This window comes from Pseudomonas sp. Irchel 3H9 (genome assembly GCF_900187495.1).
Classification (GTDB): Bacteria; Pseudomonadota; Gammaproteobacteria; order Pseudomonadales; family Pseudomonadaceae; genus Aquipseudomonas; species Aquipseudomonas sivasensis.
Map to the genome: position 1 here is coordinate 351985 of NZ_FYDK01000001.1, position 20387 is coordinate 372371.

General features: G+C 60.7%; 21 protein-coding genes. 13 read left to right on the forward strand and 8 right to left on the reverse strand.

The window, feature by feature from the left end:
- Positions 1–45: 45 nt before the first annotated feature.
- From CKW32_RS01720 to CKW32_RS01730, 3 genes are read right to left on the reverse strand one after another with little or no spacing between them, the layout of a single operon-like run.
- Positions 46–666, reverse strand: a complete 621-nt coding sequence (locus CKW32_RS01720; protein WP_095183893.1) for a DUF1120 domain-containing protein — start codon at positions 664–666, stop codon at positions 46–48.
- A 30-nt stretch (positions 667–696) separates the two neighbouring features.
- Positions 697–1311 carry a DUF1120 domain-containing protein gene (locus CKW32_RS01725; protein ID WP_095183894.1) on the reverse strand — a complete coding sequence of 205 codons (615 nt, stop codon included), beginning with the start codon at positions 1309–1311 and terminating at the stop codon, positions 697–699.
- Positions 1312–1355: 44 nt separating this feature from the next.
- Positions 1356–1979: a DUF1120 domain-containing protein gene (locus CKW32_RS01730; RefSeq protein ID WP_095183895.1), complete on the reverse strand. Its 624-nt coding sequence runs from the start codon at positions 1977–1979 to the stop codon at positions 1356–1358.
- Between the two features lie 521 nt (positions 1980–2500).
- Between CKW32_RS01730 and CKW32_RS01735 the strand changes: the two genes are divergently transcribed.
- The 7 genes from CKW32_RS01735 (at position 2501) to dacB (ending at position 9804) form a co-directional block, all read left to right on the forward strand.
- Entirely contained in the window at positions 2501–2857 is a 357-nt protein-coding gene (locus tag CKW32_RS01735; RefSeq protein WP_050442825.1) for a hypothetical protein, read from the forward strand.
- A 206-nt stretch (positions 2858–3063) separates the two neighbouring features.
- On the forward strand, positions 3064–3699 hold the full coding sequence (locus CKW32_RS01740) for a response regulator transcription factor (protein WP_095183896.1): 636 nt from the start codon (positions 3064–3066) through the stop codon (positions 3697–3699).
- 96 nt (positions 3700–3795) lie between these two features.
- A complete protein-coding gene (locus CKW32_RS01745; protein ID WP_032886392.1) occupies positions 3796–4266 on the forward strand; it encodes a nuclear transport factor 2 family protein in 471 nt (156 codons plus the stop codon).
- Between the two features lie 36 nt (positions 4267–4302).
- Positions 4303–4578, forward strand: coding sequence for a GIY-YIG nuclease family protein (locus CKW32_RS01750; protein ID WP_032886393.1), 276 nt, complete (start codon positions 4303–4305; stop codon positions 4576–4578).
- A gap of 76 nt (positions 4579–4654) precedes the next feature.
- On the forward strand, positions 4655–5590 hold the full coding sequence (locus CKW32_RS01755; RefSeq protein WP_095183897.1) for a glutathione S-transferase family protein: 936 nt from the start codon (positions 4655–4657) through the stop codon (positions 5588–5590).
- Positions 5591–5698: 108 nt separating this feature from the next.
- On the forward strand, positions 5699–8116 hold the full coding sequence (locus tag CKW32_RS01760) for a TonB-dependent receptor (RefSeq protein WP_095183898.1): 2418 nt from the start codon (positions 5699–5701) through the stop codon (positions 8114–8116).
- A 242-nt stretch (positions 8117–8358) separates the two neighbouring features.
- On the forward strand, positions 8359–9804 hold the full coding sequence (dacB, locus tag CKW32_RS01765) for a D-alanyl-D-alanine carboxypeptidase/D-alanyl-D-alanine-endopeptidase (RefSeq protein WP_095183899.1): 1446 nt from the start codon (positions 8359–8361) through the stop codon (positions 9802–9804).
- A 1-nt stretch (position 9805) separates the two neighbouring features.
- On the opposite strand, the gene CKW32_RS01770 is transcribed toward dacB, so the two are convergent.
- Positions 9806–10585: an IclR family transcriptional regulator gene (locus CKW32_RS01770; protein ID WP_032886396.1), complete on the reverse strand. Its 780-nt coding sequence runs from the start codon at positions 10583–10585 to the stop codon at positions 9806–9808.
- A gap of 120 nt (positions 10586–10705) precedes the next feature.
- Here CKW32_RS01770 and hmgA point away from each other — a divergent pair, with 120 nt between their 5' ends.
- The 4 genes from hmgA to CKW32_RS01790 all read left to right on the forward strand — a co-directional run bounded on the left by hmgA (position 10706) and on the right by CKW32_RS01790 (position 15394).
- Positions 10706–11989 (forward strand): homogentisate 1,2-dioxygenase, encoded by a 1284-nt coding sequence (gene hmgA, locus CKW32_RS01775; RefSeq protein WP_095183900.1) that lies wholly within the window; start codon positions 10706–10708, stop codon positions 11987–11989.
- A gap of 3 nt (positions 11990–11992) precedes the next feature.
- Complete coding sequence (gene fahA / locus CKW32_RS01780) at positions 11993–13279, forward strand: fumarylacetoacetase (RefSeq protein WP_032886399.1); 1287 nt, start codon at positions 11993–11995, stop codon at positions 13277–13279.
- Between the two features lie 12 nt (positions 13280–13291).
- Positions 13292–13927 (forward strand): maleylacetoacetate isomerase, encoded by a 636-nt coding sequence (maiA, locus tag CKW32_RS01785; RefSeq protein ID WP_095183901.1) that lies wholly within the window; start codon positions 13292–13294, stop codon positions 13925–13927.
- 96 nt (positions 13928–14023) lie between these two features.
- The gene (locus CKW32_RS01790) at positions 14024–15394 is read left to right on the forward strand and encodes an aromatic acid/H+ symport family MFS transporter (protein ID WP_032886402.1); all 1371 of its coding nucleotides are present in this window, start codon (positions 14024–14026) and stop codon (positions 15392–15394) included.
- Positions 15395–15418: 24 nt separating this feature from the next.
- Here the strand turns inward: CKW32_RS01790 and CKW32_RS01795 are convergent, their stop codons facing one another.
- Positions 15419–16222, reverse strand: a complete 804-nt coding sequence (locus CKW32_RS01795; protein WP_032886404.1) for a SirB1 family protein — start codon at positions 16220–16222, stop codon at positions 15419–15421.
- A 185-nt stretch (positions 16223–16407) separates the two neighbouring features.
- Here CKW32_RS01795 and CKW32_RS01800 point away from each other — a divergent pair, with 185 nt between their 5' ends.
- Positions 16408–17427: a Glu/Leu/Phe/Val dehydrogenase dimerization domain-containing protein gene (locus tag CKW32_RS01800; RefSeq protein WP_032886406.1), complete on the forward strand. Its 1020-nt coding sequence runs from the start codon at positions 16408–16410 to the stop codon at positions 17425–17427.
- Between the two features lie 54 nt (positions 17428–17481).
- Here the strand turns inward: CKW32_RS01800 and CKW32_RS01805 are convergent, their stop codons facing one another.
- Positions 17482–17742, reverse strand: a complete 261-nt coding sequence (locus CKW32_RS01805) for a YebG family protein (RefSeq protein WP_003171979.1) — start codon at positions 17740–17742, stop codon at positions 17482–17484.
- A gap of 248 nt (positions 17743–17990) precedes the next feature.
- Here CKW32_RS01805 and CKW32_RS01810 point away from each other — a divergent pair, with 248 nt between their 5' ends.
- Complete coding sequence (locus CKW32_RS01810) at positions 17991–18479, forward strand: phosphate-starvation-inducible protein PsiE (protein ID WP_057724703.1); 489 nt, start codon at positions 17991–17993, stop codon at positions 18477–18479.
- Here the strand turns inward: CKW32_RS01810 and CKW32_RS01815 are convergent.
- Positions 18476–18790 (reverse strand): DUF3509 domain-containing protein, encoded by a 315-nt coding sequence (locus CKW32_RS01815; protein ID WP_032886408.1) that lies wholly within the window; start codon positions 18788–18790, stop codon positions 18476–18478. The two genes, CKW32_RS01810 and CKW32_RS01815, sit on opposite strands and share 4 nt — an antisense overlap.
- 299 nt (positions 18791–19089) lie before the next feature.
- On the reverse strand, positions 19090–20379 hold the full coding sequence (locus tag CKW32_RS01820) for a serine/threonine transporter (RefSeq protein ID WP_095183902.1): 1290 nt from the start codon (positions 20377–20379) through the stop codon (positions 19090–19092).
- Between the last annotated feature and the right edge of the window lie 8 nt (positions 20380–20387).

Sequence of the window (20387 nt, forward strand, 5' to 3'; positions counted from 1 at the left end):
GGCCGTACGTAAAGGCGACCATGCCTGAGCATGGTCGCCCTGGCGTTACAGGTACTTCACTTCCAGGGTGGCCGAACCATCCAGAGTGACCTCGTTGGTCAGGTCCAGGCCGTCGGTGCGGGCGATCGAGGTGTTCACCTGCAGGTCAGCCACCAATTCCGTGGCGGGTACTGGCGTCGAGGTGTCACTTGTGGCTGCTACCGACATGTAGAGGCCAGGGTCCCAGAACCTTTCTTCGTACCACGTCTTGCCGCCATCCTCGGAGGCGATGGTTTTCACTGGGGCGCCGTCGGCGATGGCGTTCTCCAAAGTCAGCTTGAACCATCCCAGTTTTTGCGTGCCGTTGATCAGGCCCAGGCCGAACATGGTGTTCATCATTGCCGATTCTGCCCGGTTATCGATTGAGTTCAGGGCAAACGTGGTCGGACCATCACAATTCACTTCAATAATCAGGGTGTGCGTGCCGATGAGCGTGGGGTTATTCGGGCGCAGGTCCTTGGCGGAGATTTTGCCGTGATCGATGATGCCGCCGCCGGATAGGCTGGGCGTGCAGGCACTGGGAACGATCAGGCCCTTGACCGCCAGGTCGACGGTGGAGGCTGCGAAGGCGGTCGCGCCGGTCACCAGCATCACGCTGGCTGCGACGGTACTGAGCAGGGTTTTCATGGCGAACTGATTCCTTTCGATAATGGGTAATTACAGGTACTTGAGTTGGATGGTGGCGTGACCGTCGATGGGGACTTCGTCCAACAGGGTCAAGCGTTCCGAAGGGGCAACGTGGGTATACAGACGGATCTCGGCGTCAAACTCCTGGGCGGCTATGGGCGTCTCTTCACCGCTTTTCGCAATCGTGGTCAGCCACAGGTGATTCAACTCATTGGCGGGTCTCCAGGTGACGCCGCCATCCTCTGAATTAATCATGCGTACCGCGACGCCATCCGCAACGGGGGTGTAAAGGTGAAAGCTTGCCCCACCGATTTTTTCGTCATTGGGCGTCATCCCCAAGCCATGCCACCGATCATGGTTGGCCGACGTGCCGGCGCGGTTATCGATGGTGTTGAGGGTGAAAAAAGTGGGGCCTTCACAGCGCACACTTACATGCATGCTTTGGTTGGGCAGGGAGGTGTGCTGGTCTGCATTGAGCGACTTTGCCGACATTTTTCCGAAGTCGACCATGCCGCCATCGGAAATCAGCGGCGCGCAGGCGCTGGGCGTAATCGTGCCGCTCACGCTGAGGTCGGTATTGCTGGAGGCAAACACGACGGGAGTGAACAGCAATAGCAGCGCAGTGCGAGTGGCACATAGGTTCATAGGGCAATCACCATTGAGCGGGGTGGAAGGACGTTGGGTGGGCGTTACAGGTACTTCACTTCAAAGGTCGCCGAACCATCCAACTGCACCTCGTTGGTGAGTGTTAGAGATTTGGCCGGCGCGATGGCGGTGTTGAGCACCACTTCCACACTCATGTCTTGCAATGGGTGCGGCAGCCAGCCGTTGGTAGCGTCGAAGCTACCCAGTGCGATCAAGGCGTTAGGCACGACCGCATCGTCGTCATACAGCTCTCCCCAGCGACCTTCGCCGCGCGTACTCAGCAAGGTTGAGGCGACGTCGGCCACAGGGTTGCGCATGGTCAGGAAATACCTGCCCAGTTTCTCGGTGTCGTTGATCAGGCCCAGGCCAAAAGCACTGTTTTGGGTAGAGGAACCGGTGCGGTTGTCGAAGGGCGTGATGGCAAACAGTGTCGAACCCTCGCAACTGACCGACAGTTTTATGGTTTGGTCAGGAAGCCGGGTTTGGACGTCGGCATTCAGGTCTTTGGCTGAGATCTTTCCGAAATCGACAGCTCCCGGCAGGCTGGGCGTACAGGCGCTGGGCGTGATTACGCCCGTTACTGTCATGTCCACGCTGCTGGCGGCAAACGTCGGCAGCGCATTGGCGAGCAGCAGGACAGAGCTCAACAGGGTCAGGGATTTGTTCATTTCAATACATTCCACTACAGGGCTGGCTGATAAAGGCGCGCACACGGCATCGTCCGATCTTTCAAGGAGGACGATGATCAGGGCGGCTGGTTGTGTTTGATTGGGCTCGCCGGTGGCAGCAAGTCCATTCCCTCTTTGCGGGGTGACGGCAATTTAGCTGCCGGGCGGGGGCGGGGAAATACAACTTTTACGACAATCCTGGCCGGCGTTATTCCTACCTAAGTGCGTGGGAATTAATGATCAAATTTGTAGGAAAGTTGGTGTTTTTCGTAGTTGTTGTATCGCCAGGTTCATAGGTAAACCGTTATTTGTCGCTGCTTATTAATGGTCATGTGAGTGTCACGCAAGTGTCGCACGTTGTTCTCGGTTGGCTGTTAAAGCCTTTCACCCACTCACGATGTGTGCCGAGAACCCATGGGCTTGAAAATTAATGTAAGCGCATTGAGGTGAGTCTGGTGACAAGGGTATTTTTTAATCCAGTACCTGTCCTGAAGTTGACACCTTTACTCTCGCCACCGTTGATGGAGGGCCCCGCTGATGGTGCGCGCCATACCGCCTGGCCGACACGCAGCAGCCTGATCGAGATTTTCGGCAGTGATGAGGTGGTGAACCGCGTGCTGGTCAGCCTGATCAATGAAGCACGGGAAGATGACGCTTTGCTTGATCAGGCCCGGGCCAGCGCCGATGCGCCATTGGTGGTAGAGCGCCTGCACCGTTTGGTGGGGAGTCTGGCGTTCGTGGGGGGCGCTGACCTGGAATTGAGTGGCGAGCAACTGATCGCGCATGTCAAAGCCCGAGGCGTCTTGGCCAGTACCCCGCATTTGCAAGCGTTTCAGCGCAACTTGCATGTCTACATCCGTTATCTGAGTCGGTTATGAATAGTGCTGCCTGGAAGTTCGCAAGATGCTGTTCGGATGTGTACTAGGTTTTGGATGTAGGTAATTTCTTTTTATCTTGTAGGCATGAAGTTATTGGCTATCAATTGCTGGGCGCGGTCCGAAACGTGTCGCGTTAGGTAGTTGTTGAGCCGCTTGGACAGGGGTATTTTTGCGCGAATTCATTTTGCCATCATTCGTGGGTATTTATGCTTCGTGTAATTGTTGCCGACGATCATCCCATTGTGCGTATCGGCCAACGGGTGGTGATTGAGGCGGGCGGTAAATGCAAAGTGGTTGGCGAGGCCGATGGGCCCGATGAATTGCTCCGGTTATTGGAGACCGTCGCCTGTGATGTGCTGGTGACCGACTTCGCCATGCCGGGCGGTCAGCAGGCGGACGGTTACGGACTGCTGGGCCTGTTGCGCCGCCAGTATCCGGATTTGCCGGTGATCCTGGTCACGATGTTTGCCAATGTCGCGACGCTGCGTGCGTCGTTCGCCCATGGCGCGCGGGCGATCGTCGCCAAGAGCGCGTCGGCCCGGGAGCTGCCGATTGCGATCGGCACCGTGATCAAGGGCCAGACCTTCGCCAGTGAATGCCTGCGCGCGCAGATGGAGGAGGCAGGCACGGGGGATCAGTCGCAACAGCCGCAATTGTCGAGCAAGGAACGCGAAGTGGTGCGCATGCTCGCCAGCGGCATGACCGTCAGCCAGATCGCCGCGCGGGTCAATCGCAGTATTTCCACGATCAGCAAACAGAAAAGCACGGCCATGAGCCGGCTGTGCATTTCCACCGACGTCGATCTGTTCGCCTACGCCCGCAGCTGCGGCATGGTGCCCTAGGGTTTGGGCCGTCATCACCTGTGCAAATGCCGATAGAGTTTTGCCGGTGCGCAGACTATCTTGAGCGGCCTACAACCCCAGGTTTGGAAGCTGCCCATGAGTGATGCCCACAACGCCTTGATTACTGAGTTTTACAGCGCCTTCCAGCGCCTGGACGCCGAGGCCATGGCCGCCTGCTACACCGACGACGTTGTGTTCAGCGACCCGGCCTTCGGCGAATTGCGCGGCCGTGATGCGGGCGACATGTGGCGCATGCTGACCACGCGGGCCAAGGATTTCTCCCTGACGTTCGACCATGTACGCAGCGATGACACCACCGGCAGTGCGCATTGGGTGGCGACTTACCTATTCAGTGCCACCGGCAACACGGTGGTCAACGATATCGGCGCGCGGTTCGTGTTCCGCGACGGCAAGATCTGTGAGCACCACGACCACTTCGACCTGTGGCGCTGGTCGCGCCAGGCGTTGGGCATCAAGGGCCTGTTGCTGGGCTGGTCGCCGGCCTTGAAAAATGCCGTCCGCGCCCAAGCACGCAAAGGCCTCAAGGCATTTCAGGCCGGGCGTTGATAAGATTGGCGCTCCTCTGGCTTGCCGACATGAACTGTGACTGATCTTCCTCCACCCAAGCCCTGGTTCGTCTACCTGGTGCGCGCTGCCAATGGCTCGCTGTATTGCGGCATCAGCAATGATCCGCTGCGCCGCTTCGCCACGCACCAGAGCGGCAAGGGCGCGCGGTTCTTCCTGTCCAGCCCGGCCGTGGCGCTGGTATACACCGAGCAATGCGCAAGCAAGGGCGAGGCGCTGCGCCAGGAACGGTTGATCAAGAAGCTGAAGAAGAGTGCCAAGGAGTGTTTGGCGGCGCAGGGCTCATTGATCTGACTGATGGGTTCCCATCACGCCGCCATAGCCCGTTGCGCGCTAAGCTGCGGGTTCATTTTTCCAAGTGGACCCCGGCATGTCTGAACTCATCCTGCACCACTACCCAACCTCCCCATTCGCGGAAAAAGCTCGGCTGCTGCTGGGTTTCAAAGGTTTGTCCTGGCATTCGGTGCATATCTCGCCGGTGATGCCCAAGCCGGACCTGACGGCCCTCACCGGTGGCTATCGCAAAACCCCAGTGCTGCAAGTGGGCGCCGATATCTATTGCGACACCGCCTTGATTGCCCGTCGCCTTGAGCAGGAAAAAGCTGCGCCGGCGCTGTTCCCGCTGGGCCAGGAAATGATCACCCAAACCTTCGCCACCTGGGCCGACAGCGTGGTGTTTGCCCACGCGGTGAGCCTGGTGTTCCAGCCAGAATCGGTGGCGGTGCGTTTTGGCAAGCTGCCACCGGAAGCGATCAAGGCGTTTCTTGCCGACCGCGCCGCGCTGTTCAGTGGCGGCACCGCGAGCAAGCTGCCGACTGAGCTGGCCAAGCACCAATGGCCGGCGATCATGGCGCGGCTGGAGCAGCAACTGCAGCGTGAGTCGGGGGACTTCCTGTTTGGCGAGCCGTCGATTGCCGACTTTGCTATGGCCCATCCGTTGTGGTTCCTCAAGGCCACGCCGGTAACCGCGCCGTTGGTAGACGCGTATCCGGCCGTATCTGCGTGGCTGGGGCGTGTGCTTGGTTTTGGGCACGGCACGTCCAGCCAGATGACTGCCGAGCAGGCGTTGGAGATTGCGCGCGACGCCACACCGGCGCCGCTGCCGGACGAGGTGTTCGAGGACTTGAATGGCTTCAAGGCCGGCCAGCAGGTGACCATCGGCGCCATCGACTACGGCGTCGACCCGGTCGCCGGCGAATTGCTCTTTGCCGGGCGCGAAGAGCTGATCCTGCGCCGCACCGACCCGCGTGGCGGCACCGTGCACGTGCACTTCCCGCGCTTTGGTTTTCGCATTCACGCGCAATAAGAAAAATATTTGCAAATAAACGTGAGGTAAACCGGTGGCCCATCCGTGTAGTGCTTGAAACTGCGATCTATTCGCATTAACAGCGTTTTCTACACGGGTTCTCACAGCATGAAGTCGACGGCGGGCGGTTTGGTTAAACAGTGGCTGGGAGCCTCGGTATTGGCGGTGTCGGGGTTGGCCTTGCTGCCCCTGTGCGTGGCTCAGGCGCAGGAGCAGCAAAGCGCTCAGTTCACGTTTGCCCTGGCTGCCAAACCGCTGCCCCAGGCTCTGAGTGATTTCAGCCGGGTCACCGGAATCAGCGTGATCTACACCGATGAAGCGCCCTACGGCCTCAGCGCCCCGGCCGTGAGCGGGCAGATGAGCGCGACCCAGGCCCTGCAACGCTTGTTGGGCAACTCCGGCTTCACCTTCCGCCAGATCGACGCCCGCACGTTGGCGCTTGAGCCGGTGCCGACCGATGGCGCAGTCAACCTTGGCGCTACCACCATCAGTGGCGTCGGCCAAACCCAGGACAGCACCAGCTACCAGCCGCCACCCACCAGTTCGGTGATGCGCTCCCGTGCCCTGCTGCTGGAAACCCCGCAAACCGTCAACGTGGTGCCGGCCCAAGTGCTGCGCGACCAGACCCCACGCAACCTGGATGACGCCCTGGGCAATATCAGCGGCATCACCCAGGCCAACACCTTGGCCAGCACCCAGGACGCCGTGATGCTGCGCGGCTTTGGCGACAACCGTAACGGCTCGATCATGCGTGACGGCATGCCGGTGGTGCAGGGCCGCGCCTTGAATGCCACGGCGGAGCGTGTCGAAGTGCTCAAGGGCCCGTCGTCGCTGCTGTATGGCATCCAGGATCCGGGGGGCGTGGTGAACATCGTCAGCAAAAAGCCCGAACTGACCCAATCCACTGCCCTGACCGTGCGCGGCTCGACCTTTGGCAACGGCAAAAACGGCAGCGGTGGCGGCCTCGACACCACCGGTCCCATCGGTGACTCGGGCCTGGCCTATCGGCTGATCGTCGATCATGAAGACGAGGACTACTGGCGCAATTTCGGCACCCACCGCGAGACCTTGGTCGCGCCGTCCCTGGCCTGGTACGGCGACAGCACCCAGCTCTTGTTCGCCTACGAACACCGCGAGTTTCTCTCGCCGTTCGACCGTGGCACCGCCATCGACAAGTCCAATCATCCGCTGGACATTCCATCCACCCGACGCCTGGATGAACCGTTCAACAACATGGAAGGCCGTTCCGACCTTTACCGCTTCGAAGCCGACCACGACCTGAACGACGACTGGAAAGCCCACTTCGGCTACAGCTGGAATCGCGAAACCTACGATGCCAGCCAAGTGCGCGTCAGCGCGGTAAACACGGATGGAACCCTGACCCGCAAGATGGACGGCACTCAGGGCGCGATCACCACCGACCGCTTCACCACCGTCAGCCTGGAAGGCAAGGTCAATGTGTTCGGCCTGCAGAATGATCTGGTATTCGGCATGGACGATGAGTACCGCAAGATCTACCGCGCCGACCTGATTCGCCAGGCCTCGCGCACGACGTTCAACTACAACAACCCGGTGTACGGCAACGAAGTCGCGGGCACCACGGTCAGCGCCGCCGACAGCGCCCAGACCGACCTGTTGCGCAGCGACTCGCTGTTCTTCCAGGACGCGATTCATCTCACCGACCAGTGGATTTTTGTCGCGGGCGCGCGCTACCAGATGTACGACCAATACGCCGGCAAAGGCGTGCCGTTCAAGGCCAACACCAATGGCAACGGCCAGGCCTGGGTGCCGCGTGCGGGGCTGGTGTATCGCTACACCGATGAGTTGTCGTTCTACGGCAGCTACACCGAGTCGTTCAAACCCAACTCCACCATCGCCGCCCTGGCCGATGGCAGCACGCTGACCGGTGACCTTACGCCAGAAGAATCCAAGTTGTGGGAGTTGGGCGCCAAGCTCGATATTCCAGGACGAATCACAGCCAGCGCGGCACTGTTCAATATCGACAAGCGCAACGTACTGGTGTCGGTGGGATCCCTCGCGAACACCATCTACAGCATCGCCGGCCAGGTGCGGTCCCGTGGTCTGGAACTGGATGCCAGCGGCCAGTTGACCGACAAGTGGAGCGTGATCGGCAGCTACGCCTACACCGACGCCGAAGACATCAAGGACAAAGACCCGACCCTGCAAGGCAACCGCCTGCAAAACGTGGCCAAGCACACCGGCTCGCTGTCGGTGGCCTATGACTTCGGCAGCATTTTTGGTGGCGATCAATTGCGCGTGGGCACGGGTGCACGCTACGTCGGCGAACGCGCCGGCGACGCCGCCAACGATTTCGATCTGCCGGGTTACACCGTGGCCGACGCGTTTGCCACCTACGACACCAAGATCGAAGGGCAGAAGGTCAAGTTCCAGCTCAACGTGAAGAACATGTTCGACCGCACCTACTACACCTCCGCGGCCAGCCGGTTGTTTGTGTCCATTGGTGATGCGCGGCAGGTGTCGGTGTCCAGTACCCTGGAGTTCTAAAACCTGACGGGCTCCCTATGGCAAGTGTGCTCCTTGTGGTGGGCAGGCTTCCTGTGGTGAGCGGACTTGCCCCGCGTTGGGCTGCGAAGCAGTCCCAAAACAGACTCTGCGGTGTTCCTGAAAGAACGCGGCGGCATCAGTAAGGGCGGCTTTGCCACCCAGCGCGGGGCAAGCCCGCTCGCCACAAAGGTACGGAGCTGTTAGCGTTGCGGCCATTAATGGCTTTGCGGAACACAGTACTGATGCACTTTGGAAGATGGCTACACCTGCTGTGTCTGAGCGTTTTACTGGGCGGCTGTGCGAGTGTTTCGCCGCCGTCCACGCCTTCAACACTGGATCACCTGCTGGCCGATCCTGTCCTCAACGGCGCCACGGTTTCCGTCATGGTGCGCGACGCCCGCAGTGGCAGCACCCTGTATCAGCACAACCCGCGCACACGCCTGGTTCCCGCGTCCAACCTCAAATTGCTGACCACGACGGCGGCAATGGATGTGCTGGGGCCCCAGTATCGGTTCTCCACGCAACTGTTGAGCGACGGCCCGCAACAAGGTGAGCGCCTGACCGGTAACCTGTACCTGCGTGGCCTTGGCGACCCGACCACACAGTTTTCCGACTACCAGGCATTGGCCGCCCAACTGGCGAGCCAGGGCGTGCGCCAGGTGCAGGGCGACCTGGTGTTCGACGACACCTGGTTCGACGCCGAGCGCCTGGGCGTTGACTGGGCCCAGGATGACGAAAGCACCTACTACGGTGCGCAGATTTCCGCGCTGACGGTATCGCCCAATACGGATTTTGACGCGGGCACCTTGATCGTCACGGCTAAGGCGTCGGTCATTTCCGGCCAGCCGGTGAATGTTTCTATAAGCCCGCCCACCGATTACGTACAACTCAGTAACCGCGCCGTCAGCGGCCCCGGCAACAGCTATGGCATCACTCGTCAGCACGGCACCAACGTGCTGCAACTCACTGGCGCGCTGGCGCCGGGCAAACAAAGCCGGCAGTGGGTCAGTGTGTGGGAGCCGACGCAACTGGTGGCCAATCTGTTCGAGCAGGCATTGGCGCAGCAGGGCATCCAGGTGATGGGGCGCAGGGTGATTGGCGGTGCAAGCCCGGCGACGGCCAGGGTGCTGGCGGAGCATCAGTCGGCACCGTTGCAGGCACTGATCACGCCACTACTCAAACTCTCGAACAACAACATGTCCGAGGCGTTGCTCAAAGCCATGGGGCGCAAGACCGCCAACGCGGGCACAGCGCAGGCGGGTGTGGCAGCGGTAGCGGCGTTTATGAAACGCCAGGGAATGCACCCGTCGACGCTGGTCCAGGTGGACGGCTCGGGCTTGTCGCGGCGTAACCTGGTGTCGTCGCAGAACCTCACGGACCTGCTGATCGGGACCGCGAAACAACCGTGGTTCGATGCCTGGTACAGCGCCTTGCCGATTGCCGGCAACGCCGACCGTATGACCGGCGGCAGCCTGCGCTATCGCTTGCGCGGCACCGCAGCCGAAAACAACCTGCACGCCAAGACCGGCTCCATGGCCGGCGTGTCATCGTTGAGCGGCTATATCACCGATGCCGAGGGGCGGCGCCTGGTGTTCTCGATGATCAGCAATAACTACGTGAGTGACGCCGCGCCCATCCGCGCGTTGGAGAACCGTGTCGTGCAGGCCCTGACCCAATGGCACGACTAGCTCAGGGTTGATAGCCCATCCGCCAACTCACGGCCTGGGTCGCCGCCAGCAGACGCTGCGCCGCCGGGCCATCTTCGTCGGCGTGGAACAGCGAGGTGGGGCCGACCACGGTCATCACCGCCGCCACGTTCCCGACCGCGTTGAACACCGGCGCTGACAGCGCGTCCACCCCCGGCATCAGCAGGCCATGCACAAAGTGCAGGCCACGGCTGCGGATCTGCTCGCAGGTGGTTGCGTAGGTTTGGTCGTCCGCCAGGGCATGGGCGATACCGGCCTGGATCTCACGCTCGCGCAATTCCACGGTTTCCCGCGTTGGCAGGAACGCGCTGAACACCAGCCCGGTGGACGAACTGAGCAGCGGCAATACCGAGCCCAACTGCGTCACCACCGTAACCGCACGCACCGCCGGTTCGATGTGCACCACGGTCGCGCCCTGGTTGCCCCACACCGCTAAAAAGCAGGTTTCATTCAAGTCATCGCGCAACTCGGCCAGGGGCATCGCGCCGACTTTCAGCACGTCCATGCTGCCCAGCGCCGCCAAGCCCACCCTCAGCGCTTCGCGGCCCAGGCCATAGTGGTTAGTGGCGGTGTTCTGTTCGGCAAAACCCGACGCGATCAACGCCTGCAGGTAGCGGTGAACTTTGCTTGCCGGCATTTGCACATGTTCGGCCAGACGCGATAGCGACGTGGCGGGCGACAACTCGGCCAGGGCCTTGAGGATATCGGTGCCCACTTCGGCCGAGCGGACTTTTTGTTTACCGGTGTCGCGAGGCTTTTCCATGGAAGGGCGAGGATCCGAGAGATGAATGGGCGTCTTTATAGCTTGACGGTCGATAGTGATCAAATTACGTTATGCGTAACTCGATTACGATAAAAACAACTTCCGTACAGAGGATGCTCCATGAACCTCGAATACCTTTCGGGCTTCGGCAATGAATTCGCCAGCGAAGCACTTCCCGGCGCATTGCCGGTCGGCCAGAACGCCCCGCAAAAAGCGCCCTACGGGCTGTATACCGAACTGTTCTCCGGCACTGCCTTCACCATGGTGCGCAGCGAAGCCCGCCGCACTTGGCTGTACCGCATCCAGCCGTCGGCCAATCACCCGGCGTTCGTCAAATTGGAACGGCAACTGGCCGGTGGCTCGTTGGGCGCGGTGACGCCCAATCGTCTGCGCTGGAACCCGCTGGATATTCCGAGTGAGTCGACGGACTTCATCGACGGCCTTGTTGGGATGGTGGCTAACTCCGGGTCAGAAAAGCCTTCAGGCATCAGCATCTACACCTACCGTGCCAATCGCTCGATGGAACGCGTGTTCTTCAATGCTGATGGCGAACTGTTGATCGTCCCCGAGCAGGGCCGCTTGCGTGTCGCCACCGAACTCGGTGTGCTGGATGTTGAGCCGCTGGAAATCGTGGTGTTGCCGCGCGGTCTTAAATTCCGCGTTGAACTGCTGGATGCGCACGCACGCGGTTATGTGGCGGAAAACCACGGCGCGCCGCTGCGTCTGCCGGACCTTGGCCCAATTGGCAGCAACGGTCTGGCCAACCCACGCGACTTCCTCACTCCGGTTGCCCACTACGAAGACCTGAAGCAGCCTACAACCCTGGTTCAGAAATTCCTCGGTGAACTGTGGGCCTGTGAACTCGACCATTCACCGCTGAACGTGGTCGCCTGGCACGGTAACAACGTGCCGTACAAATACGACCTGCGCCGCTTTAATACCATCGGCACCGTGAGTTTCGATCACCCGGACCCGTCGATCTTTACCGTGTTGACCTCGCCTACCAGCGTGCACGGCCTGGCCAACCTCGACTTCGTGATCTTCCCGCCACGCTGGATGGTGGCCGAAAACACCTTCCGCCCGCCGTGGTTCCACCGCAACCTGATGAACGAATACATGGGCCTGATCCAGGGCGCCTACGACGCCAAGGCCGAAGGCTTCCTGCCGGGCGGCGCGTCACTGCACAGTTGCATGAGCGCTCACGGTCCGGACGGCGAGACCTGCACCAAGGCCATCAACGTCGAGTTGGCGCCGCACAAGATCGATAACACCATGGCCTTCATGTTCGAGACCAGCCAAGTGCTGCGTCCCACTCAGTTCGCCCTGGACTGCCCGCAACTACAACCTGCTTACGACGCGTGCTGGGCCTCGCTGCCCAACACCTTCAACCCGAACCGGAGATAACCCATGACTCAGCCCACTTCTACCCGCAGCTGGGTGGCCTGCGCCAACGGTCACCGCGACTTTCCACTGCAGAACCTGCCACTGGGCGTGTTCAGCATCAACGGTTCGGCCCCCCGCAGTGGCGTGGCGATTGGCGACTATATCTTCGACCTGCAGGCCGCTTTGGATGCATTTGAAGGTGAAGCACGCCGAGCGGTTGAAGCGACAGCGGGCGGGCAGTTGAACGCGTTTTTCGAACTGGGCCGTGGCCCGCGTGTTGCCCTGCGGGAACGCCTGTTGGAGTTGCTCGGTGAAGGCAGCCCGCTGCAAGCGCGTGAGGCGCAAGTGCTGCACCGTGCCGCCGATTGCCAGATGCATGTGCCGGCCCGGATCAACGACTACACCGACTTTTATGTAGGCATAGAGCACGCGCAGAACGTCGGCAAGCTGTTCCGCCCCGACAACCCTTTGCTGCCCAACTACAAGTACGTGCCGATCGGTTATCACGGCCGCGCTTCGACCATTCGTGCTTCCGGCGCCGATGTGCGCCGTCCCAAGGGCCAGACCCTGCCCGCTGGCCAGACCGAGCCGACCTTCGGCCCCTGTGCACGGTTGGACTACGAGCTGGAGCTGGGCATCTGGATCGGCCAGGGCAACGCCATGGGCGACTCGATTGCCATCGGCGATGCCGCCGAGCACATCGCCGGCTTCTGCCTGCTCAACGACTGGTCCGCGCGAGACATTCAGGCCTGGGAATACCAGCCGCTGGGGCCGTTCCTGTCGAAAAGCTTCATCACCACGATTTCGCCCTGGGTCGTCACGGCCGAAGCGCTGGAGCCGTTCCGCAAGGCGCAACCCGCTCGTCCCGAGGGCGACCCGCAACCACTGCCGTACTTGCTGGATAAACGTGATCAGGCAGCCGGTGCGCTGGATATCGAACTGGAAGTGCTGCTGACCACCGCTGCCATGCGCGAACAGAAATTGCCGGCCCATCGCCTGGCCCTGAGCAACAGCCTGCATATGTACTGGACCGTCGCGCAGTTGGTGGCACACCACAGCGTCAACGGCTGTCAGTTGCAGGCGGGTGATCTGTTCGGTTCCGGCACTTTGTCCGGCCCTGAGGCCGGGCAGTTCGGCAGCCTCCTGGAGATGACCGAAGGCGGCAAGAAGGTCATCGAATTGCCGTCGGGCGAAGTGCGCAGGTTCCTGGAGGATGGTGATGAAGTCATCCTGCGTGCCCGTTGCACCCGCGAAGGGTTCGCCTCCATCGGCTTCGGCGAATGCCGTGGCACTGTGGTCGCCGCACGTTAAGAGGGCAGGGTGATGGAACTCTATACCTACTATCGTTCCACTTCGTCGTACCGGGTGCGTATCGCTTTGGCCCTCAAGGGCCTGGATTTCACGGCGATACCGGTGAACCTGTTGGCCCCGGCAGGCGGTGCCAATCGTCAGCCGGAGTACCTGGCTATCAACCCGCAAGGCCGTGTGCCGGCCTTGCGCACCGATGACGGCGAGCTGTTGATTCAGTCGCCGGCGATCATCGAGTACCTGGACGAACGTTATCCACAGGCGCCGCTGCTCTCCAAAGACCTGGCCACCCGCGCCCACGAGCGCGCGGTGGCGTCGATCATCGGCTGTGATATCCACCCGCTGCACAACTCCAGCACCCAGAACCTGCTGCGCCAATGGGGGCACGATGAGGCCAAGGTGTTGGAGTGGATCGGCCACTGGATCAGCCAGGGGCTGGGCGCGGTGGAACAGTTGATTGGCGATACCGGGTTTTGCTTTGGCGAACAGCCTGGGATGGCGGATGCGTTTCTGATTCCCCAGCTCTATGCGGCGGAGCGCTTCAAGGTGCCGTTGGCGGCTTATCCGCGCATTGGGCGGGTGGCCGGCTTGGCGGCGCAGCATCCGGCGTTTATTCAGGCCCATCCCGCGAATCAACCTGATACCCCGTGATGTTCAGGTTTGCACAGAACCCAATGTGAGAGGGAGCAAGCCCCCTTCCACATTGGATTTGTGTCACTTCAAATAAAAATAAACAGGTACCTTGCGATGCACAATCAGATTGCCAGCTTTCGCGCGGCACTCGACGCCCGTCCGGTGTCGCGCTATCAGTGGTTGATCCTCCTGTTGCTGGCGCTGCTACTGGTCACCGATGGCTACGATGCCCAGGTGCTAGGTTACGTGGTGCCGGCCCTGGCGTCGGATTGGGGATTGGAAAAAGCCGCGTTCGGCCCGGTGTTCAGCGCCAACCTGTTGGGGCTCACATTGGGCTCGCTGCTGGTAACGCCTCTGGCTGACCGATTTGGCGTGCGGCGCATCCTGCTGGGCTGCGTGTTGATCTATGCCTGCCTGACCCTGCTGATGGTGTTCGCCAACTCACTGACCTCCCTCATGGCTGCGCGGTTTATCTGCGGTATCGGCATGGGCGGTGCGATGCCCAGCGCCATGGCGTTGATGTCGGAGTATTCCCCGCCGCGCCTGCGCACCTTGATGGTGACCTTGGCGGCGTGTGGTTTCTCGTTCGGCGGTGCGGCCGGTGGGTTCGTGGCGGCGGGGTTTATCGACAACTTCGGCTGGCAGGCGGTGTTCCTGGCCGGTGGCGTCACACCGTTGCTGCTGTTTCCGTTTCTGGTGTGGCTGTTGCCTGAGTCCTTGCCGCGCTTGCTGCGGGATGCTCCACCGTACGTGCGATTGCGCAAAGTGACCGGGCGTATGCTGCCCGACTGGCAGCCGCCGCTGGCGAGCGCGGCAGAAAACCTGCAAGAACAGGGAAGCAAACTGACGGTGGTGGAGCTGTTTCGCAACGGCTATGCGCGTCCGACCGTGCTGATTTGGTCGACCTTTTTTGTCAGCCTGATCCTGCTGTATTTCATGATCAGTTGGTTACCGTCGCTGCTGTTGGAGAGCGGCCTGGCGTTGAAGGAAGCCAATCTGGTGACGTCGATGTTTCTGTTCGCCGGCACCTTGGGCGCTATCGGCATGGCCTGGTTTGCCGACCGGCTCAAAAGCAAGGTGCGCCTGCTGTCTGGCGTATTGGCGGCAGCGGCGGTGTGCACCATTCTGCTGGGGCTGAACCACGACAACCCGCGCTACCTGGTGGCCTGCGTGTTTGCGGCCGGGTTCTGCATCATCGGTGGGCAACTGACCCTCAATGCCTTCGCCAGCAATTTCTACCCCGCACACGTGCGCGCCACCGGTACGGGCTGGGCGTTGGGCGTGGGGCGTTTCGGCTCGATCCTGGGGCCGCTGTTTGGCAGCATGTTGCTGGCGATGCATATTCCGGTGCAGCAGATTTTCTTCTTTTGCGCGATTCCGGCTGTGATGGCGGCATTGTTGATTATTCAGGTGCGTTCGCCAGGGCGCGATGCGCCTGTAAGCCCCCTGCCTGGCGATATTCTGAAAGCGCCGGCGAATCACTGAGGATTCTCCCGATGGTCACGCTATTCAATGCACCACTGAGTTGGGCGGCAGGTGCCCCAGGCGCTCGGTCAGGCGCAGGCGTTGGATCGGGTCTTCGCTGAGCATCAGGGCGTGTTCCAAGTCAAAGCGCTCGGCGTTGGGGCAGTCCAGGCGTTGATACAGACTGGCCCGCGCGAGATAGTCGGCGGCGTTGGCGCTGCCCAGTTCCAGCACGCGCTCGGCGTCTACCAGGGCGGCCAGCGGGTTGTCGTTGGAGAGATGCAATTGGCGCAGGTTGCGCGAAAGCCTTTGCAGGATCGAACGCGGATCGGCGGTGTGCAGGTGGTCCGCCTGCAACGTGAGGTTGGGGCCATATTGGCGTTGCAGCAGCTCTCGGCAATCGTTGGGGTACAGGCGTCGGCCGCCGCACGGGTCCAGCAGGTGATCGGCACCGGGCACTCGCAGCAGGAAGTGCCCAGGGAAATTGACGCCAACCATCGGAATATCCAGGCGTCGTGCCAACTCCATGGCAATCAACCCCATGGCCAAGGGCTGCCCGCGTTTGCGCTGTAGCACCTTGTCCAGCAGGGCGGCGGCGGGGCGCAGCGGTGTGAAGTCATCCTGGGCGAACCCCAGGTCATTCATGCACCGCAGCAGCGGTTGACCCAGTTCATCCGCTGGCAACATGGGCATGCTCAGGCTGATCTGTTGTTGCAGTGAGGTCAGGTTCTGCAGAATTTCCAGCGGCTTCACCAAAGGATCGTGCTCGGCGGCGATCCATAACGCCGCTTCGAACAGCGCCGGCGGCGAACGTTGCAGGCAGGCGAAAAAGGCTTGGCGGGGCTTCATTGCTTTCTCCGGCGGATGCCCTCGTTTTAGCCTTGCTGGGAATATTCGTCCAGTGCCTTAAGAAATTTCCCGCGCGCTTATGTCGCAAGCCCTGCAAAACCGGGCGGCTTATTCCAGTGCACTTCGGCAGTTTTCTACCGCAAGCCTATACTTGGCGACACCAGAAGTGATTCGGGAGCTTGACGATGTTTGCTCTCATGCACAGCACCCGCCTTGAATCGCTGCACCTGAGCGTCGACCCGGTCACGGGGCTCAAGGCGGTCATCGCCATTCACAACAGCCGCCTGGGGCCTGCCTTGGGCGGCTGTCGTTATATCGCCTACCCCGACGACGAAAGCGCCGTGGCCGATGCTGCGCGGCTGGCCCAGGGCATGAGCTACAAGGCCGCCCTGGCCGGGTTGCCGGTGGGTGGCGGCACCGCGGTCATCCTGCGCCCCGCCCATGTGGAAAACCGTGCGGCGCTGTTTGAAGCCTTTGGGCGTTGTGTGGAACAACTCGACGGCCGCTACATCACCGCTGTCGACAGTGGCACCTCGGTGGCCGACATGGATTGCATCGCCCAGCACACTCGCTTCGTTACCAGCACCACCGCCGCAGGCGATCCATCGCCCCATGCGGCCATGGGCGTGTTCGCCGGTATTCGCACCACTGCCATGGCCCGCCTGGGCAGCGACAACCTTGAAGGGCTGCGCGTGGCAATCCAGGGCCTGGGCAACGTCGGTTATGCACTGGCTGAACAACTTCACGCCGCCGGCGCTGAATTGCTGGTCAGCGACATCGACCACGGCAAAGTGCAACTGGCCATGGAACAACTGGGCGCGCACCCCATCGCCAACGACGCCTTGCTCAGCACGCCCTGTGACATCCTCGCGCCCTGTGGCCTTGGGGCAGTGTTCAACCGCACCAGCGTCGGGCAACTGCGCTGCGCCGCCGTGGCCGGGTCCGCCAGCGCGCAACTGACCAATCTGCAAGTGGCCGACCAACTGGAAGGGCGCGGCATCCTCTACGCCCCGGACTATGTGATCAACTCCGGTGGCTTGATATATGTGGCCCTCAAGCACAGCGGCGCCGAACTGCCGACCATCACCGCGCACCTGTCCAATATCGGCAAACGCCTGACCGAAATCTACGCCCACGCCCAGGCGGAAAAACGCTCCCCAGCACGTGTGGCTGATGAACTCGCCGAGCGCCTGCTCTACGGATGATCAGGCATTAAAAAGGCCCTGAATCATTGATTCAGGGCCTGTTCAATTCGGACTTTATTCCGCCGCTGCGTTGAGCAACTCGGACAACGCGTCCGGCTGGCTCTTGAACGCCTTGGCAAATACATCGCGATTCTTCGCCATGTAGATCCCGGCTTCTTCCACCTGCTGCTCGCTCAGGGACGGCACGGCTTTTTGCAACACTTCTGCCAGCAACTCAGCGAGTTCAAGCATTTTGTCATGACGGTCAGCTTCGGCTTTATCCATGAACAAACGCTCCAGATCTCGGCTGCTGCGGTATACCACTTCGACGGCCATTCACCACCTCACATGCCTTCACGATAGTTGTCTTTTGCGAATACTGTATTTATATACAGCTAAAAGGTTAAGCCAAACCGTGGGGTTTGGGTAGCAGTTTTTTAATGTAGCCCGTAAATACAGGTTTGGCGTGTCTCATGTCACCCCGCCATCATCTTATCCCTGCCTCTGGCCTTTTTTCTGCATGCAGAACAACCGTCACGTCCAACCCGCATTATCCGGTCGAATCGACCTAAGGAAGTACCCTCGTGAAAATCAACTGGGCCGAAAAGCTGCGTCAGCAAGTCCATGGGCTGGCTGAATCGCTGGGCAATCTGTTTGTGGAGTCGTTCCACTACCTGGCGCTGTTCGCCATTGGTGCGGTGACCGCCTGGGCGGCGGTGATGGAATTTCTGGGGATGCTGGAGAACGGACACATCAAGATCGATGACATCTTGCTGCTGTTCATCTATCTGGAATTGGGCGCCATGGTCGGGATTTATTTCAAGACCAACCACATGCCAGTGCGCTTCCTGATCTACGTGGCAATCACTGCGCTGACGCGTCTGCTGATCTCCAACGTGTCCCACCACAATCCGCCAGACGTGGGCATCATCTACCTGTGCGGTGGGATTTTGCTGTTGGCATTCGCGATTCTGGTGGTGCGTTACGCCTCGTCGGCATTCCCGTCGGTGAAGGTCGAAGGCCCGCGACGCAAGGGCGAGGCGAGCCTGGAAACCGAGAAGGGCGAGCTTTAAAGCCCGACGCTGAAGGGCAGGGGGCGGGTGGGCGGTCGCTGCAATAATTTGTGATCGCCATCCGTCATCACCGCCAGGATCTCCATGGCACTGTGGCCTTGCTCGATGGCAATGCCGAACTGGATGCTCTGCACCAGGCGTTTGAGCCGTTGCGGGTCGTTGCGTTGTGCGGCGCTGATCATGCGCTTGGCCACCACGCCATCCTCATTCGAGAGGGTGAGCATGATGCTGCCGTCCAGCCGTTGAATACTCAGGTTGACGCGGTATTTTGGGGTGAAGGTGTCGGTGATGATCTGAAAAGGATTGTCCATGGTGCGTTACCGCCTGATAAGAACATGCAGTCATTGACGACCGGTGTCGTGATTAGTTCGCGTCTCCTGACCACCGGCCACTCCGTCGCTGAGGTTGTACAAATTCCGTTTACCTCATGAGCTGTACAGCAAGGGGCGTGCCGTACAGTGGCCTTCCAGGCGCCGTGATCCCAATGTGGGAGGGGGCTTGCTCCCGATAGCGGTCCTTCAGCCGAGCATTTATTGGCTGAAGGACCGCTATCGGGAGCAAGCCCCCTCTCACAATTGTTTTGGGTTGTTATTGAAATCGGTGACCTGTTTCAGGGCAGTACAGAGAAAACGATCGCAGACAGCGCAATCAAGCCGATCACCACCACAAATACATTCGACACCTGGCCCGAATACTGGCGCAAGGCTGGCACGCGCTGGATCGCGTACATCGGCATCAGGAACAACAGGCACGCGATAATCGGCCCGCCCAGGGTTTCGATCATGCCCAGGATGCTTGGGTTGAAGGTGGCCACGGCCCAGCAGGTCAGCACCATGAACAGGGCGGTGCTGCGTTCCAGCCACTTGGACGACAGGGAGCGGTTACGCCCGCGCAGAGATTTGACGATCAAGCCCTGGAAGCCTTCGCTGGCGCCGATGTAGTGGCCAAGGAAGGATTTGGTAATGGCCACCAGCGCGATCAACGGCGCGGCGTAAGCGATCACAGGGGTTTGGAAGTGGTTGGCCAGGTACGACAGGATCGAAATGTTCTGCGCCTTTGCTGCTGCCAGGTCCGCCGGTGACAGCGCCAGCACGCAACTGAAGCAGAAGAACATCACCGTCAGCACCATCATGCCGTGGGCTGTGGCGAGGATGCCGCTGCTTTTGCGCTCGGCCAGCGGGCCGTACACGCGTTTCTGGTCGACGGCGAACGCGGAGATGATCGGCGAATGGTTGAACGAGAACACCATCACGGGGATCGCCAGCCACAGGGTCTTGAAGAACACGGGCAGCGGCATGCCCTCACTGGCAGAAGCGAAAAACGCGCCGTTCCAGTTGGGAATCAGACTGAGCGCAAGCAATAGCAAGGCGGCGACGAACGGGTACACCAGCACGCTCATGGCCTTGACGATCACGCCCTGGCCGCAGCGCACAATCGCCATCAAACCCAGGATCAGCACCAGCGACAGGATCGCCCGGGGCGGCGGTGTCATGTGCAGTTGGTGTTCCATAAAGCTGCCCAGGGTGTTGGTCAACGCCACGCTGTACACCAGCAAAATCGGAAAGATCGCAAAGAAGTACAGCAAGGTGATCAGCTTGCCTGCGCCGACGCCGAAATGTTCTTCGACCACTTCGGTGATGTCGCCGGATGTGCCTGACAGTACAAAGCGCGTCAGCCCACGGTGGGCGAAGAAGGTCATCGGGAAGGCCAGCAACGCCAGCACGATCAGTGGCCAGAAGCCGCCGACGCCGGCGTTGATCGGCAGGAACAAAGTGCCTGCGCCAATGGCGGTGCCATAGAGGCCGAGCATCCAAGTGGTGTCGTGCTTGGTCCAGCCGGTTGTTACGGTGTTTTCTACTTCAACAGGATTTTCGGCAGCAGGTGTACGTACATCGGTCATCGTTATTG